Here is a 14,661-nt window from a genome sequence, read left to right on the forward strand (position 1 = left end):
TGCACAGAAGATGGTGGCGATGCTGAAACGGATCCTTGTGGCTGTGGCGGTGCTGGTGGTCGTGGCTGCGGCGGCCTTCTTTGTTCTTGCGCCGGGCTATGTCGAACGGGCACTGAACCCGCTGCGGATGCCCGCCGAAGGCTGGCCGGTGTCGAACGAGGCGCAGGCGCTGCATGACCGGCTGGTGATCGGCGACTGGCATTCCGACGCGCTTTTGTGGGACCGCGACATCCTGCGCCGTGCCGATCGCGGCCATACCGACGTGCCGCGCCTGATTGAAGGCAATGTGGCGGTGCAGGTCTTCACCACCGTCACGAAAAGTCCGCGCGGCCAGAACTATGACCAGAACAGCACCGAGGCGGCGGACAATATCACGCCGCTCTTCATGGGCCAGTTGCGCCCGGTGCGGTCCTGGTTCTCGCTGCGCGAGCGGGCCTTGGTGCAGGCCGAGGCCCTTGCCCGGGCCGCCGAGCAAGCGCCGGACCGGTTGCGGCTGATCCGCACGCGTGGCGATCTGCAAGCCGTGCTGGATGAGCGGGCCGGCGGGAAGCCCGTGCTGGGCGCCCTTCTGGGGTCGGAAGGCGGACACCCGCTGGAAGGGGACATCGCCAATCTTGACGTTCTGCATGAGGCCGGCTTCCGGCTGATCGGACTGACCCATTTCTTCGACAATGAACTGGGCGGAAGCCTGCACGGCGAAGGCGGCTCTGGGTCGGGCTTGTCGGATTTCGGTCGGCAGGTTGTTCAGGCCATGATCGACCGCGGCATGGTGATCGACCTCGCCCATGCCTCGCCCTTGATGGTGCAGGACGTGCTGGCGATCCCCGAGGCTCGGCCGATCCTGTCCCATACCGGCATCCATGGCCATTGCGGCAGCGCCCGGAACCTGGACGATGACCTGGTGCGCCAGATCGCGGCAAAGGGCGGCGTGATCGGGATCGGCTTCTGGGCCGACGTGGTCTGTGGCGCGACGCCTGCCCATGTCGCCGAAGCCATTGTTGCCGCCATCGACCTGGTGGGCGAGGATCACGTTTCGCTGGGATCGGATTACGACGGTTCGGTCGGCGTACCGTTCGACGCGGCCAATCTTGCGGCGCTGACCCAGGCCTTGATGGACGAGGGACTGTCCGAGGATCAGATCACCAAGGTCATGGGCGCCAACATGATCCGTTATCTGAACGAAACCCTGCCAGAGGCCTGATCGATGAAACGCACGAAGCTGCTGCATTCGGAACTGTCCGGACTTATCGCCGCGATGGGTCACGGCGACCTGCTGGTCATCGGCGATGCGGGCCTGCCCGTCCCGCCGGGCGTGCGCTGCATCGACCTGGCCGTGACGCGCGGTGTGCCGCGGTTCTTCGACGTGCTGGATGCCGTTCTGGCCGAGATGGTCGTCGAACGCGCGGCCTGGGCCGACGAGGCTTCGGGCGATCTGGACGCTGCACTGCGTGGCCGTGACCTGGGCGAGACCCGCCAGGTCGCGCACCAGGCGTTCAAGGCCCTGACCGGCCAGGCCCACGCCGTCGTGCGCACCGGAGAGTTCACCCCCTATGCCAATGTCTGCCTGTGGTCCGGCGTCGCCTTCTGACCTTGCGGAACCCGCTGCGCCAAACCGCGTTCGGTCGCAGATCGTGCAAAGGAGTAGAAGGATGCAGAAGACCTTGATCGGCCTTGGCGCCATTCTTGCCATGATGACGCTGGCAGGCTGCCAGACGGCACAGGGGATCGGCCGCGATGTTTCGACCGCGGGCCAGGTGATCCAGCAGGAAACGGCCGAGGCTATGTGATCCAGGGGCGGCCTTCCGGGGCCGCCCTTGAACCTTCCGGCATCCTTGCGTGGACAGGAGATTGCGATGCGACTGATGTTTCTCGCGGCGCTGCTGCTGCCCTTGCCGGCACAGGCCTTTACCGCCCAGAACGGCATGACGGCGGTGCAGACCGGCCCATCCGAGATCTCGGTCATCCACGATGTGCGGCGTGCCGATACGGACTACTGGTGCGCGGCTGGCGATTTCGCGCAGCGGGCCCTTGGGCTGCCCGGCAAGACCCGCATCTGGCGTGCCTCGCCCAAACCGCGGGGGGCGGGGGAAGGGATCATCTTCACGCTGGATCCCGCCAAGGCGGCCAAGGGCGCGGGCCTGTCGCAATTCGGCAGCGGGCAAAGGGACGGATCGATCCCGGCCGCGATGGCAGTAGGCAGCTATTGTCGGGTGATCGTGCCCTATTTCGACTGACGTTCAGCCGGCAAGCGTTCCCAGGCGGCTGGCCACGAGGTTGGAATGCGTTTCGACAAGGTGAAGCGCGTCCTCGGTCAGGTCGGGGCGCGGCTGGCGGCTGAGAAAGCAGAACATGCCGAAGACGCTGCCGTCGGGTCGATGGACCGGCACGGACAGGTGGCTGCCGATGGGGATCATCTGGGTGATCGGCAGGTCGGTCGCGATCTTGTGGCGACTGGTATCGGGCATCAGGCGGGGCAGATTGCCGTCGATGATGTGCTTGCAATAGATTTCGCGCAGATCCATGCTCTGGCTGGGCTGGATCATCGCCTCGAGCCCTGGGGCGCTGACGGCGCGGAAGACGGCGCGGCTGTCCATGAATTCGGACAGGTAGGCAACCTCCATCCCCAGCGTTTCGCGCACCGTTTCCAGCGACAGCTGAATGGCCGCGTGATCGGCGGTGTTTTCGGCGACGGCGGACAGGGCGGGCGAAAGGCTGGGCATGGCATCCTCGTTAAGCGACAGGATTGCAGGCTAGCACGGCAGGGGCTGCGGGCGATGCCCGAAATGCCTCGGTTTTTATCGGTCGCCGTTAACCGACCGGAAACCGAGGCGCGCGATGTTGGCGCATGTTGCGCTATCTCCGCCCCCGCCTGCCCGGCGTCCCGATCTTCTTCACCGTCGCCTTGGCGCAGCGGGACAGTCGGCTGCTGGTCGATGAGGTTGATCGCCTGCGCGAGGCGGTCAGGGCGACGCAGGCGGAACGGCCGTTCGGGATGGATGCATGGGTTGTGCTGCCGGATCACCTGCATTGCCTCTGGCGCCTGCCCGATGGGATTGCAATTATTCGACCCAGTGGCGGCTGATCAAGGCGCGCTTCTCTCGGGGCTTGCCAGCAGGACCGTTACGCGGCAGCCATGTCGCCCGGCAGGAACGCGGCATCTGGCAGCGCCGGTTCTGGGAACATCATATCCGCCATGACGAGGATCATGCGGCGCATCTGCGGTATTGCTGGTTCAATCCGGTGAAACATGGATATGTGAAACGGCCCGAGGATTGGCCGTATTCGTCATTCCACCGCGACAAGGCCGCCGGAAAGGTGGCGTAGGGTGCGTGCTTGCACGCACCGTGTGTCGGTGAGGTGGGAGGAACGGGTCATAGAGTGGGCGAGCAGACCGCCCGGATGATCGTGCAACCCGTAGGGTGCGTGTTCACACGCACCATTGGCGACGGCGGCGAGGAAGCGGTGCGTGCAAGCACGCACCCAACGCTTGCTGTGTCAATTACTCATCAAGCAGCAAATCATCATCATCGTCAGGGCCAAGGTCGCTATAATCTCGTCGGACTGCTAAGACTTTAAGTCTCTTTGCACGACCATCCATTGTGTCAATGGATGTGAAACGAGCTACCACCTCCATCTTTGCATCAAACTTGCCTTTTTCACGCAAAGCGAATGCCCCCGCAGCCGCAACAATCGTCTCCAAGCTCTCACGATCCGCATCAGCCAGCAGATCAAGTGTAAACGCTTGCTCAGCTTCCAAATCGAACATTCGTCCGGTCCTATTTCGTCCATCATAGCTTGTGACTAGAAACCGCTGGGACCTAACTTCGTTATTAAAAACTTCCTCGTTCATGTAGGCTTTTGTTTCGCCGCTCAACTGGATCGAATTATCATCTCCGTTAACAAAAATTGTTATGTTTCCAGATCCATGATTGATGACATTATGCGCCTTGCGAATAGCTGGTTCTGTTGCCTGAACCAGGGCACCAAAGTCTCCCGACGGAACCTTGTCATCCAGTTCTTCAACACGCTCGCGCCTCAGTTGGCCGGTTGCCGTGAGAAAAACCCGTTTAATTAGATCCCAAGTTACTCCACCTGCGACAGCATTAGCTGCAAAAACGCCAAGGTGTTCTGCCTGATCAGCATATTGAAAGATAAATTCAAAAGAACCTTCGCGAGTCCCAACTAGAAGTAGATCCGACTCAAGGTCCTTGATACGCTTACGACGAACCTCTCCACTTCTAGCGTAGTGAATGATAACACTTACAGCTTGGGAAAAGGCTTCAGCACTTTCAAGTGCAGCAAATGCAGGAACCATACCAGTTCTCGCAAGACCGCCATCCAACTTTGCAATCAATGTTTCTGTCATAAACCCAAAATCCTAATGACTATATGCGGTCTTAGTGCTGGGGTCAGTCACTACCCATCCATCTTCAACGCCTGAATAAACGCCGTCTGCGGGATCTCCACTTTCCCGAACTGGCGCATCTTCTTCTTGCCGGCCTTCTGCTTCTCCAGCAGCTTCTTTTTCCGCGTCGCGTCGCCGCCATAGCATTTGGCGGTCACGTCCTTGCGCATGGCCGACAGTGTCTCGCGCGCGATCACGCGGGCGCCGATGGCCGCCTGGATCGGGATCTTGAACATGTGCCGGGGGATCAGTTCCTTGAGCTTTTCCACCATCACGCGGCCACGGGCCTCGGCGCGGTCGCGGTGGACCATGATGGACAGGGCGTCCACGGGCTCGTCATTGACCAGGATCGACATCTTGACCAGGAAATCCTCGCGGTATTCGCTGATCTGATAGTCGAAGCTGGCATAGCCCTTGGTCACGGATTTCAGGCGGTCGTAGAAGTCGAAGACGACCTCGGCCAGGGGCAGGTCATAGACGACCATGGCGCGGTTGCCGGCATAGGTCAGGTCCAGCTGGATGCCGCGGCGGTCCTGGCACAGCTTCAGCACGTCGCCCAGGTATTCGTCGGGGACCATGATCGTGGCCTTGATGCGCGGCTCCTCGATATGGTCCACATGGGTCAGGTCGGGCATGTCGGCGGGGTTGTGCAGGTCGCGCACCTCTCCGTCGCGCATGTGCAGCTTGAAGACCACCGAAGGGGCGGTGGTGATCAGGTCCAAGTCGTATTCGCGTTCCAGCCGGTCGCGGATCACCTCGAGATGCAGCAGACCCAGGAAGCCGCAGCGGAAGCCGAAGCCAAGGGCAGCCGAGGTCTCCATCTCATAGCTGAAGGAGGCGTCGTTCAAGGCCAGCTTCTCGATCGCGTCGCGCAGGGCCTCGAAGTCGTTGGCGTCCACGGGGAACAGCCCGCAGAAGACCACCGGCTGGGCTGGCTTGAAGCCGGGCAGCGCGGCCTCGGCGCCCTTCTTTTCATGGGTGATGGTGTCGCCCACGCGGGTGTCGCGGACCTGCTTGATGGAAGCGGTAAAGACCCCGATCTCGCCCGGGCCCAGTTCGGCGATGTCCACCATCTGCGGGGTCAGCACGGCCAGCTTGTCGATGCCGTAGACCGCCCCGGTCTGCATCATCTTCACGCGGTCGCCCTTGCGGATCACGCCGTCCATGACGCGGATCATCACGACAACGCCCAGATAGGCGTCATACCAGGAATCCACCAGCATGGCCTTCAGCGGCGCGTCGCGGTCGCCCTTGGGCGCGGGAAGGCGCGTCACGATGGCTTCCAGCACGTCGGGGATGCCGAGGCCGGTCTTGGCGCTGATCGGGATCGCGTCCTGTGCGTCGATGCCGATCACCTCCTCGATGTTGTCCTTGACGCGGTCGGGTTCGGCGGCGGGCAGGTCGATCTTGTTCAGGACCGGCACGATCTCGTGGCCCGCGTCGATGGCCTGATAGACATTGGCCAGGGTCTGCGCCTCGACCCCCTGGGAGGCATCCACGACCAGCAGCGAGCCTTCGACCGCGCGCATGGACCGGCTGACCTCGTAGGCGAAGTCCACATGGCCCGGCGTGTCGATCAGGTTCAGCACATAGGTGCGGCCGTCCTTGGCCGGATAGCTGATCCGGACAGTGTTGGCCTTGATGGTGATGCCGCGTTCCCGCTCGATATCCATGCTGTCCAGAAGCTGGGCCTTCATGTCGCGTTCGGCGACAGTGCCCGTCAGCTGGATCAGCCGGTCGGCCAGGGTGGATTTGCCGTGGTCGATATGGGCCACGATGGAGAAATTGCGGATCAGGGAAAGCTCGGTCATGGCCGGGCTATACAAGGGCTTTGGCCCTGCGGGAAGGGGATTTTGCAGCTTACAGCGCGGCCAGTTGCGCCCGCCGCAGCCGCGCCTCTCGCCACATGGAATAGATCCCCGCGCCCGCGATCAGCGCCGCCCCCAGAAGCGTCGCCGCATCGGGCCTTTCGCCGAAGACCGCGACCGCCAGCAGCATGGCGAACAGCAGCCGGGAATAGCGGAAGGGCGCGATCACCGCGATCTCGGCGATGCGGGTGGCGATCACCATGGTGATATAGCCCAGAAGGCCAAAGCACAGGGTCGCCGCCATCAGCGCCCCCTGCCCCGCCGAGGGCGCGATGGGCTGTTGGGCGCCGACGGCCAGCAGGACCAGGCCCGCGACACCCATCGACCCAAAGGCCCCGGCCGACAGCAGGCCCGAACCCACCTCGGGCGGCAGGCGGCGCGTCACCAGGTCGCGGACCGCAAGCGTGACCACGGCGATGATCGCCAGGACCGAACTGAACTCGAAGGCGGCGGTGCCGGGCTTGACGATCAGCAGGACGCCCGCAAAGCCCACCGCGATGGACATCCAGCGGCGCCAGCCCACCTGCTCGCCCAGGAACAGCGCCGCGCCAAGCGTCATCAGCAGGGGCTGCGCCTGCAGGATGGCCGAGGCGATGGACAGATCCCCCGTGGCAAGCGCGGTGACAAAGGTGATGGCGCAGACGCCCTCGCACAGGTTGCGCAGCGCCACCTGTGGCCGCAGCAGGTTGCGCAGGCGCAGGCCTTCGGGGCTGAAGGCGATCCACAGGCCGAAGACCGCCATGCCGGCAAATCCGATCACGGCCAGAAGCTGGCCCGTGGGGATGCGGCCCGTCAGGCCCTTCAGCAGCGCGTCCTCGCAGGCAAAGGCGGCCATGGCCAGAACCATCAGCAGGGCCGCGCGGAGGTTATGCATGATCCGCCTCCAGCCGGGCGATCAGGCCGGGCAGGTCCGCGATGCTGTCCAGCCGGTGCGCGCGGGGATGATCCGGCGCATCGGCATGTTCGATGGCCCAGGTCATCGCATGCGGGATGAAGACGCCATGCCCGCCCAGTTCCACCACCGGCAGCACGTCGCTTTTCATCGAATTGCCGACCATCGCGAAGCGTTCGGGCGCGACATCGGCGCGGAACAGGACGCGAGCATAGGTTTCCGGCGACTTGTCGGCCAGGATCTCGACCGCGTCGAAGCGTTCGGCCAGCCCGGATGCGGCGATCTTGCGTTCCTGGTCGATCAGGTCGCCCTTGGTGATCAGGATCAGACGCCGGTCGGCCAGGGCATCAAGCGCCTGCACCACGCCGGGAAGCAGATCGACCGGATGGGCCAGCATCTCCTGCCCCAGTTCCAGGATGCGGCCGATGGCGCGGCCGTCGATCCGCCCGTCGGTCAACTCGATCGCGGTCTGGACCATCGACAGCATGAAGCCCTTGATGCCGAAGCCATAGCGGGCAAGGTTCGCGCGCTCGACATCCAGCAACCGGCTGGCGATGTCGGCGCCGTCCGCGTAATCGCCCAACAGGGCCGCGAATTCGCCCTCGGTCACGCGGAAGAAGGTCTCGTTTTCCCAAAGGGTGTCGTCGGCATCCAGTCCGATCGCGTCGATCATCGCATCCTCTTGTCTTGCCGCCGCGCCCATGCAGGACCATGCTGGCAGTGACTTGTCAAATCCCAAGGTAAAGCCATGACGTTCACCGTTCCCGACATGACCTGCGGCCATTGCAAGGCCGCCGTCGAGGCCGCCATCGCCGAGGCCGGCGGCCATGCCACGGTCGATCTGGCCGCCAAGACCGTCACGGTCGAAGGACTGGACCAGACCCGGGCCGCCAACGCGATTCGCGCGGCCGGATACGAAGTTTCCCCAGCCTGACCGCCCAAGGCCTTGAGCAGGCGGGCGAACCTGGCCCGCACCACTCGCGATTGAGCGGGCGGGCACTTCCTGCTAGCATCGATGCCGGACGGGATCGCAGACCGGGACAACCGGCACCCGCCGCCAGCAAAGGCAACCCGAGGAGACAGTTCATGCTAAACCGCATCGTCATTGCGGCCGCCGCCATCATGATGACCGCGCCCCTGGCCGTCGCCGGTCCCATCGACAGCGCCTGCGTCCGGTCCGACCGCGCACGCGGCAACGCGCCCTTGTGCACCTGCATCCAGCAGGTCGCGAACCAGACGCTGTCCAGGTCCGACCAGCGGCGCGCGGCGTCCTTCTTCCGCGACCCGCACGAGGCCCAAGAGGTCCGCATGTCGAAGAGCGACCGCGACAATGCCTTCTGGGCGCGCTACAAGCGGTTCGCATCCCAGGCCGAGGCCTATTGCCGGTAAGCCCTTGCGCATCACCGTCCTGACCGGCGCGGGCATTTCCGCCGAAAGCGGCCTTGCGACCTTTCGCGCCGTCGATGGTCTATGGGAAAGCCACCGGATCGAGGACGTGGCGACGCCCGAAGGCTTCGCCGCCGATCCCGCGCTTGTGCATCGCTTCTACAACATGCGCCGCAAGGACGCAGCCGGGGCGCAGCCCAACGCGGCGCATCTGGCGCTGGCCGATCTGGCCCGGCGCCACGACCTGACGCTTGTCACGCAGAATGTCGACGATTTGCACGAACGCGCGGGCAGCCCCGAGGTGATCCACATGCATGGCTCGCTGTCGGGCGCCCTCTGCGCGGCTTGCGGCCATCGCTGGCCCGCGCCGCCCGTGATGTCGCCCGACGACTCCTGCCCCGCCTGCGCCCGCCCCGCCACCCGGCCCGACATCGTCTGGTTCGGGGAAATGCCCTATCACATGGAGCGCATCTGGGACGCCCTGGAAAGCGCCGACCTGTTCGCGGCGATCGGCACCTCGGGCAATGTCTATCCTGCGGCGGGCTTTGCCCAGCACGCCCGGCGCCAGGGGGTGGAGTGCCTGGAGCTGAACCTTGAAGGCAGCGCCAACGCCCGCGACTTCCACCGCCGCATCACCGGCCCCGCCGGTCGCACGGTCCCGGAATGGGTGGCCTCGCTGGGTTGATTGCCCTTGCCTGATGACGGCCTTGTGAGCTAAGGCGGCGCTGCCTCGGTTCCGGGTCCGTCCCGGTTAAAAGGGAACGCGGTGCGATTCCGCGACTGCCCCCGCAACTGTCAGCGGAGAGCGAGGCCGGATGAACGCCACTGTCCCGCGTGCGCGGGATGGGAAGGCCCGGCCAAGCTGTGACCCGCAAGTCAGGAGACCTGCCGAACGCGATCACCCTGACGGCGTGCGAGGGGCGCGCCGGAAACGGAAACTTCCGTCGTGGTGGTGTCGCTGTCCGGGGGTGCATTTCCATCGGACGAACCGCATCGCGCCCGGGCCATTCGCGCCCCGGGTTTCTGGAAGGATGTCATTCGTGACGCCAAGACCCGTTCTTTTGTCGCTGACCGCGGCCCTTGCCCTGACAACCGCCCTGCCCGCCGCGGCCCAGGACGCGGCACCAAGGCCCTTCGTCCTCGACGACCTGACCCTGACCGCGAACCGCGAACCGACCGAACTCAGCCGCTCGGGCAGTTCGGTGTCTGTGCTGACCGAGGAGGACCTGCAAGACCGGGCCAGCCAGCCCCTGTCGCGCAGCCTGACCCGCCTGCCGGGGGTGACCTTGCGGCAGGAGGGGCCGTTGGGGACCAATGGCAAGCTTCAGGTGCGCGGTGTCCCCGCAGAATATCTGCCGGTCATTATCGACGGGATCGAGGTTTCGGATGCGGCCGCGCCGAAATCCTACTATGACATCGGCGGCCAGATCACCTCAGGGATCGGTCGCGTCGAACTGCTGCGAGGGACACAATCGGCACTGTATGGATCGCGCGCCCTTGCAGGTGTCCTGTCTCTGCAATCCCTGCGTCCGACCGAAGACGGGTTGCACCACCACTTCGAAATCGAGGCTGGCAGTTTTGATACCCTGACTGCCAGCTATGGAGCGACTCTGCGCCGAACCAGCACGGAACTTGCCTTTCAGGTAAGCCATGTCAGCACAGATGGCTTTTCCGCCAGCGATGAAGATGACGGAAACTTTGAAGATGATGGTTATGAAGCGACGCGCCTGTCAGTTTTTGCTGCGCATGAATTGCAGAATGGCGTCGTTTTTGGGGTGAATGGTTTTTGGCAGGACAGCAGGGCCGATTTCGACGATGGCCTCTATGATTTTATGACCGACACTTTCTACTTCGGCGACATCTATGGAACTCCCGGCAACGATTACACTGAAAACAGATCCTTCGGCCTGCGGGGCTTTGCGCAATTCAGCACCGGCCCGGTTGATCATGAACTGGCCGTGACGCAGTATCGGTTAGAGCGGGACAGCTTCTATGATGGCTTTTTGACATCTTATGCAAGCACCCGCACAAAGCTAACTTGGCAAGGCGCGACCGATATCGGCGCGGGCATCCGTGCCGACTTTGGGGCCGATACAGAGAAAGAAGAAGCCGAAGGCAACGGCAATGCCCGCATTAGCGGCGCCTTTGTGGGAAGCACGGCTGCGGTCAACGACCGATTTGATATCACGACATCGTTGCGCCATGACAATCACTCACGCTTTGGCGGATTCACCTCGGGTCGGGTCGCGGCGGTTTATCGCGCCGACGACGATCTGCTGTTCCGCCTTGCCATCGGTAACGGCTTTCGCGCGCCGTCCCTATACGAACTGTTCAGCATCTATGGCGATCCTACGCTGGAACGCGAAGAAAGCCGATCGGCTGAAATTGGGGTCGAAAAAAGCTGGGGTGAGAACAGTTATCTTCGCGCGACGGCCTTCTGGATAAAAGCACAGAACGTGATCGGCTATGACGAAGATCTGGCAACATGCGCAGCGGCGACAGGACCGTTCGGCCAGCCTGGTTGCTATGCCCAGCGGGAAGGCACCGCCCGCCGCCGCGGGGTCGAAATCGACGGTCGCTATGCCTTTGGCGCGGGCCATGCGCTAACGGCCAGCTATACCTTTATCGACAATCAGACTGATGTCCCGGAATGGGCCCAGGTCCCCGAACGGGTCCTGAACCTAGGCGCCGAGACCACGTTTGCCACCGGCACCACCGCGGCGATCGACCTGCAGCACGTCGCGGGGCGCGCCGACGACCTCGACGACTTCACCACCGTCGATCTCAGCGTCAGCCACCCTGTCCGCGACAACGCAACCGCATATCTGCGGGTCGAGAACGTCTTCGACGAGGATTACCAGTGGGTCCGGGGCTATGGCACCTCGGGGCGGGCGGTCTATGCGGGGCTGCGTGCGTCGTTCTAGCACCATGCTGGCGGCGGCGGTGGCGATTGCCGCCGCCCTGCCTGTCGTCGCCGCGCCGCAGCGCGTGGTGTCGATGAACCTGTGCAGCGACCAGTTGGCGATGATGCTGGCCGCGCCGGGGCAGCTGCTTTCGGTCAGCAGCCTTGCGCAGGATCCGCGGCTGTCTCCCATGGCGGATGAGGCCGCAGCCTATGTCCCCAACAGCGGGCGGGCCGAGGAAATCTATCTCATGCGCCCCGACCTGGTGATCGCGGGAACCTATACCCCGCCCGCCACCCTCTCGATGCTGCGCCGTCTGGGCATCCGGGTCGAGACCCCGCCCCCGGCCGAGGATTTCGACGCCATCCGGACCGAGATCACCCGCATGGGCAGGCTTCTGGGCCGCGAGGAGGGTGCGCGCGACCTGCTGGCCCGCTTTGACGCCGATCTTGCCGCAGCCACCCGCCCCGCGGATCGGGGACGGGCCGCGCTTTATTCGGCGAACGGCTATACCTCGGGCACCAAGACCCTTGCCGGCGCGATCCTCGAGGCAGCGGGATATGACAACATCGCTGCCGATTACGGCATCGCGGTGACGGCCGGCCTGCCGCTGGAATTGCTGGTCATGGCCCGGCCCGACCGCCTTGTCACCGGGACCAACTGGCCTGGCCAGTCGCGCAGCGAGGCGATCCTGAGCCATCCCGCCCTTGCCGCCGCAGCGCCCGTGAAGACGCGGGTCAGGGATCTTTTCTGGACCTGCGGCACACCCTTGGTGACCCGGGCCATCAGGTCGCTGGAATGAAGGCGCTGTTCATCGCCCTGTCGCTGCTGGTCGCAGTGCTGTTCGCGACGTCGCTTCTGACGGGCCCGGCGGGACTGCCGGTTGTGCAGTCGCTGCTGGACCTGGTCTTCGGCGGCGACGGCCCGGTGCCCATCGTGATGCGCGAAATCCGCCTGCCGCGCGCGATCCTGGGCCTGGCCGTCGGCGCGGGCCTGGGCCTGACCGGCGCGGCGCTGCAAGGCTATCTGAGGAACCCGCTGGCCGAGCCCGGTCTGCTGGGCATTTCAGGGATGGCGGCCTTTGGGGCGGTGCTGGCGATCCAGACCGGCCTGTCCCTGGTCGCGGTCCTGGCGCTGCCACTGGCGGCCCTGCTGGGCGCGGCGGCGGGCGTGGGCCTGCTGGTCGTACTGGCGGGGCCGCGCGGCGGATCGGTGACGCTGATCCTGGCAGGGGTCGCCATATCGGCCCTGGCGGGCGCGGGAACGGCCCTGGTGCTGAACCTGTCGCCCAATCCCTATGCCGCGAACGAGATCATCTTCTGGCTGATGGGTTCGCTGGCGGACCGGTCGATGCTGCATGTCTGGCTGGCCCTGCCTCCGATGATCCTTGGGGCCGGGCTGATCCTGTCCACGCAGCGGGCGCTTGACGCGCTGACCCTGGGCGAGGCCGCGGCCCAGGCCCTGGGCCTTGCCGGACCGTCGCTGCGGTGGCGTCTGGTCGCGGGCACCGCGCTGATCGTCGGGCCGGCCACGGCGGTGGCGGGCGCGATCGGCTTTGTCGGGCTTGTCGTGCCGCATGTCCTGCGCCCCTGGATCGGCGCGCGGCCTTCGGTCCTGCTGCCGGCCTCGGCGCTTGGGGGGGCGGCGCTGCTGCTGGCGGCCGACATCGGCGTGCGGCTGATCGTGCCGGATCGTGACCTGAAGCTGGGCGTGTTGACCGCAATCGTGGGCGCGCCGCTGTTCCTGCACCTGATCTGGAGAACCCGCAGCGGGGGGCGCGTCTGATGGTCATTGATCTTGCCGGCCTGTCCGTCACCCGCCGCAAGCGACCCGTCCTGCACGGCGTCACCCTGTCCATCGGCAAGGGCGAGTTCGTGGGCCTGATCGGTCCCAACGGCGCAGGAAAGTCGTCGCTGATGGAGGCCATGCTTGGCCTGATCCCCTTCACGGGCCGGTCCTCGCTGGCGCAGATGACGCCTGCGGATCGTGCGCGCCACGCAGCCTATCTGCCCCAGGCCCGAGAGATCGCCTGGCCCGTCAGCGTCGAGGATCTGGTGGCCCTTGGCCGCATCCCCTGGCCCGGCGGCAGGCGCAGCGGCGCCGACCGGGCCGCCATTGACGCCGCCATCGCCCGGATGGGGCTGGAGCCGTTCCGCAAACGCACCGCCCTGCGCCTGTCGGGGGGCGAGCAGAACCGCGCCCTGATCGCGCGGGCCCTAGCGCAGGACACGCCCCTGCTGATTGCGGACGAACCGATCGCCGGGCTGGATCCGGCCCAGCAGCTTGCCTGCCTGCGCCTGTTCCGCGATCTTGCGGTCGAGGGGCGGACGGTGCTGGCCTCGATCCACGACCTGGGGCTCGCGGCGCGGTTCTGTTCGCGGCTTGTGCTGCTGTCGGGCGGGCATGTGCTGGCCGATGGGCCTGCCGCGGAAGTCCTGCAAGACACTTTGCTGCGTCGCGCCTTTGGCATCGGCGTGCGCCGGGTCGAGACGCCGGACGGTCCCGCGATCCTGCCGGTCTAGCCGAGGGTGGCCAGAACCTCATCAGTGAGCGCGGCAATTTCATTTCGCGCGGGGCCGCTGCGCGCGCGTTCGATCGCGCCGACGCCCTGGCCCAGCGTTTCCGCGTAAAGCACCCGGTTCGCGACCTGCGTGGCCGCGACATCGGCGCCCAGTTCCGCCGCCTTCTGCGCCACGTCGGCCGACAAGCGGGTGTTGGGCCGGACCCGGTTCATCACCACCAGCACCGGCGCCTTTTCCCGCCGCGCCAGTTCCAGGACGCCTTCGGTGGCCCACAGATCGACATGACTGGTGGCGACCGGCACCAGCACCAGATCGGCCACCCGCAGCGCCGGGCGCAGGTCGCTGTCGATCTTGGGCGGCGTGTCGATGATGACGAAGTCGAACCGCTTCTTCAGCTTTTCCGATTCATAGCTGGCCCCCCAGGCGGACGAGGTTGAGAAATCCATCGCCTCGTCCTCTCCCTGCGCCTGGATCCGTTCAATGAACCAGCGGCCCAGGCTGCCCTGAGGATCGGTGTCGATCAGAGCGACGGAATGCCCCCGCTGATGCAGGCTGACGGCCAGGTTGACGGCAAGTGTGGTCTTGCCCGACCCGCCCTTCTGCTGCGCCACCGTGATGATCCTGCCTGCCATCGCATACTCCTGCCCCGCTTGACGCACCGGAAGGTTAGCGACCGGGCGTCGCC

19 protein-coding genes and 1 riboswitch are annotated in these 14,661 nt (G+C 65.1%); of the genes, 13 read left to right on the forward strand and 6 right to left on the reverse strand.

All coding sequences use genetic code 11. The features are described from left to right. Positions 1–10: 10 nt before the first annotated feature. From IE224_RS13130 to IE224_RS13145, 4 genes are all read left to right on the forward strand, one after another. Positions 11–1,201, forward strand: coding sequence for a dipeptidase (locus IE224_RS13130; protein ID WP_191311003.1), 1,191 nt, complete (start codon positions 11–13; stop codon positions 1,199–1,201). 3 nt (positions 1,202–1,204) lie between these two features. After that, positions 1,205–1,588, forward strand: coding sequence for a D-ribose pyranase (gene rbsD, locus IE224_RS13135; RefSeq protein WP_191311006.1), 384 nt, complete (start codon positions 1,205–1,207; stop codon positions 1,586–1,588). Positions 1,589–1,649: 61 nt separating this feature from the next. Continuing rightward, positions 1,650–1,787: an entericidin EcnAB gene (locus IE224_RS13140; RefSeq protein ID WP_167622629.1), complete on the forward strand. Its 138-nt coding sequence runs from the start codon at positions 1,650–1,652 to the stop codon at positions 1,785–1,787. A gap of 66 nt (positions 1,788–1,853) precedes the next feature. Further along, on the forward strand, positions 1,854–2,234 hold the full coding sequence (locus IE224_RS13145; protein WP_167622630.1) for a hypothetical protein: 381 nt from the start codon (positions 1,854–1,856) through the stop codon (positions 2,232–2,234). Positions 2,235–2,237: 3 nt separating this feature from the next. Here the strand turns inward: IE224_RS13145 and IE224_RS13150 are convergent, their stop codons facing one another. After that, on the reverse strand, positions 2,238–2,720 hold the full coding sequence (locus IE224_RS13150; protein ID WP_191311008.1) for a GAF domain-containing protein: 483 nt from the start codon (positions 2,718–2,720) through the stop codon (positions 2,238–2,240). Positions 2,721–2,845: 125 nt separating this feature from the next. On the opposite strand from IE224_RS13150, the gene IE224_RS21070 reads away from it, so the two are divergent. Together IE224_RS21070 and IE224_RS21510 are read left to right on the forward strand one after the other, a co-directional pair. Then, the gene (locus IE224_RS21070; RefSeq protein WP_229849375.1) at positions 2,846–3,082 is read left to right on the forward strand and encodes a transposase; all 237 of its coding nucleotides are present in this window, start codon (positions 2,846–2,848) and stop codon (positions 3,080–3,082) included. Further along, complete coding sequence (locus IE224_RS21510; RefSeq protein WP_417629228.1) at positions 3,001–3,324, forward strand: REP-associated tyrosine transposase; 324 nt, start codon at positions 3,001–3,003, stop codon at positions 3,322–3,324. The genes IE224_RS21070 and IE224_RS21510 overlap by 82 nt, the downstream gene beginning before the upstream one ends. Positions 3,325–3,499: 175 nt before the next feature. Here the strand turns inward: IE224_RS21510 and IE224_RS13160 are convergent, their stop codons facing one another. The 4 genes from IE224_RS13160 to IE224_RS13175 are packed head-to-tail and all read right to left on the reverse strand — an operon-like array spanning position 3,500 to position 7,838. Further along, a complete protein-coding gene (locus IE224_RS13160; RefSeq protein ID WP_191311010.1) occupies positions 3,500–4,366 on the reverse strand; it encodes a DUF7946 domain-containing protein in 867 nt (288 codons plus the stop codon). Between the two features lie 50 nt (positions 4,367–4,416). Continuing rightward, entirely contained in the window at positions 4,417–6,216 is a 1,800-nt protein-coding gene (gene lepA / locus IE224_RS13165) for a translation elongation factor 4 (RefSeq protein ID WP_191311012.1), read from the reverse strand. 49 nt (positions 6,217–6,265) lie between these two features. Next, positions 6,266–7,147: a DMT family transporter gene (locus IE224_RS13170; protein WP_191311014.1), complete on the reverse strand. Its 882-nt coding sequence runs from the start codon at positions 7,145–7,147 to the stop codon at positions 6,266–6,268. Then, positions 7,140–7,838, reverse strand: a complete 699-nt coding sequence (locus IE224_RS13175) for an HAD family hydrolase (protein WP_167622635.1) — start codon at positions 7,836–7,838, stop codon at positions 7,140–7,142. The genes IE224_RS13170 and IE224_RS13175 overlap by 8 nt, the downstream gene beginning before the upstream one ends. Positions 7,839–7,913: 75 nt before the next feature. Between IE224_RS13175 and IE224_RS13180 the strand changes: the two genes are divergently transcribed. The 7 genes from IE224_RS13180 (at position 7,914) to IE224_RS13210 (ending at position 13,976) form a co-directional block, all read left to right on the forward strand. Then, positions 7,914–8,099 carry a heavy-metal-associated domain-containing protein gene (locus tag IE224_RS13180; protein WP_191311016.1) on the forward strand — a complete coding sequence of 62 codons (186 nt, stop codon included), beginning with the start codon at positions 7,914–7,916 and terminating at the stop codon, positions 8,097–8,099. A gap of 152 nt (positions 8,100–8,251) precedes the next feature. Continuing rightward, a complete protein-coding gene (locus IE224_RS13185; protein WP_167622637.1) occupies positions 8,252–8,554 on the forward strand; it encodes a hypothetical protein in 303 nt (100 codons plus the stop codon). Between the two features lie 4 nt (positions 8,555–8,558). Then, the gene (locus IE224_RS13190; protein WP_229849376.1) at positions 8,559–9,236 is read left to right on the forward strand and encodes an NAD-dependent deacylase; all 678 of its coding nucleotides are present in this window, start codon (positions 8,559–8,561) and stop codon (positions 9,234–9,236) included. A gap of 29 nt (positions 9,237–9,265) precedes the next feature. After that, positions 9,266–9,458, forward strand: a riboswitch (cobalamin riboswitch). 124 nt (positions 9,459–9,582) lie between these two features. Further along, on the forward strand, positions 9,583–11,475 hold the full coding sequence (locus IE224_RS13195) for a TonB-dependent receptor plug domain-containing protein (RefSeq protein ID WP_229849377.1): 1,893 nt from the start codon (positions 9,583–9,585) through the stop codon (positions 11,473–11,475). Further along, a complete protein-coding gene (locus tag IE224_RS13200) occupies positions 11,462–12,256 on the forward strand; it encodes an ABC transporter substrate-binding protein (RefSeq protein WP_229849378.1) in 795 nt (264 codons plus the stop codon). Before IE224_RS13195 ends, IE224_RS13200 begins: the two co-directional genes overlap by 14 nt. Then, complete coding sequence (locus tag IE224_RS13205) at positions 12,253–13,239, forward strand: FecCD family ABC transporter permease (protein WP_191311024.1); 987 nt, start codon at positions 12,253–12,255, stop codon at positions 13,237–13,239. The genes IE224_RS13200 and IE224_RS13205 overlap by 4 nt, the downstream gene beginning before the upstream one ends. Beyond that, positions 13,236–13,976, forward strand: coding sequence for an ABC transporter ATP-binding protein (locus IE224_RS13210; RefSeq protein WP_373305563.1), 741 nt, complete (start codon positions 13,236–13,238; stop codon positions 13,974–13,976). Before IE224_RS13205 ends, IE224_RS13210 begins: the two co-directional genes overlap by 4 nt. Here the strand turns inward: IE224_RS13210 and parA are convergent. After that, a complete protein-coding gene (parA, locus tag IE224_RS13215; protein WP_167622643.1) occupies positions 13,973–14,608 on the reverse strand; it encodes a ParA family partition ATPase in 636 nt (211 codons plus the stop codon). The genes IE224_RS13210 and parA overlap by 4 nt on opposite strands. Positions 14,609–14,661: the final 53 nt, after the last annotated feature.

This window comes from Paracoccus aerius, assembly GCF_014656455.1.
Taxonomy (GTDB): Bacteria; Pseudomonadota; Alphaproteobacteria; order Rhodobacterales; family Rhodobacteraceae; genus Paracoccus; species Paracoccus aerius.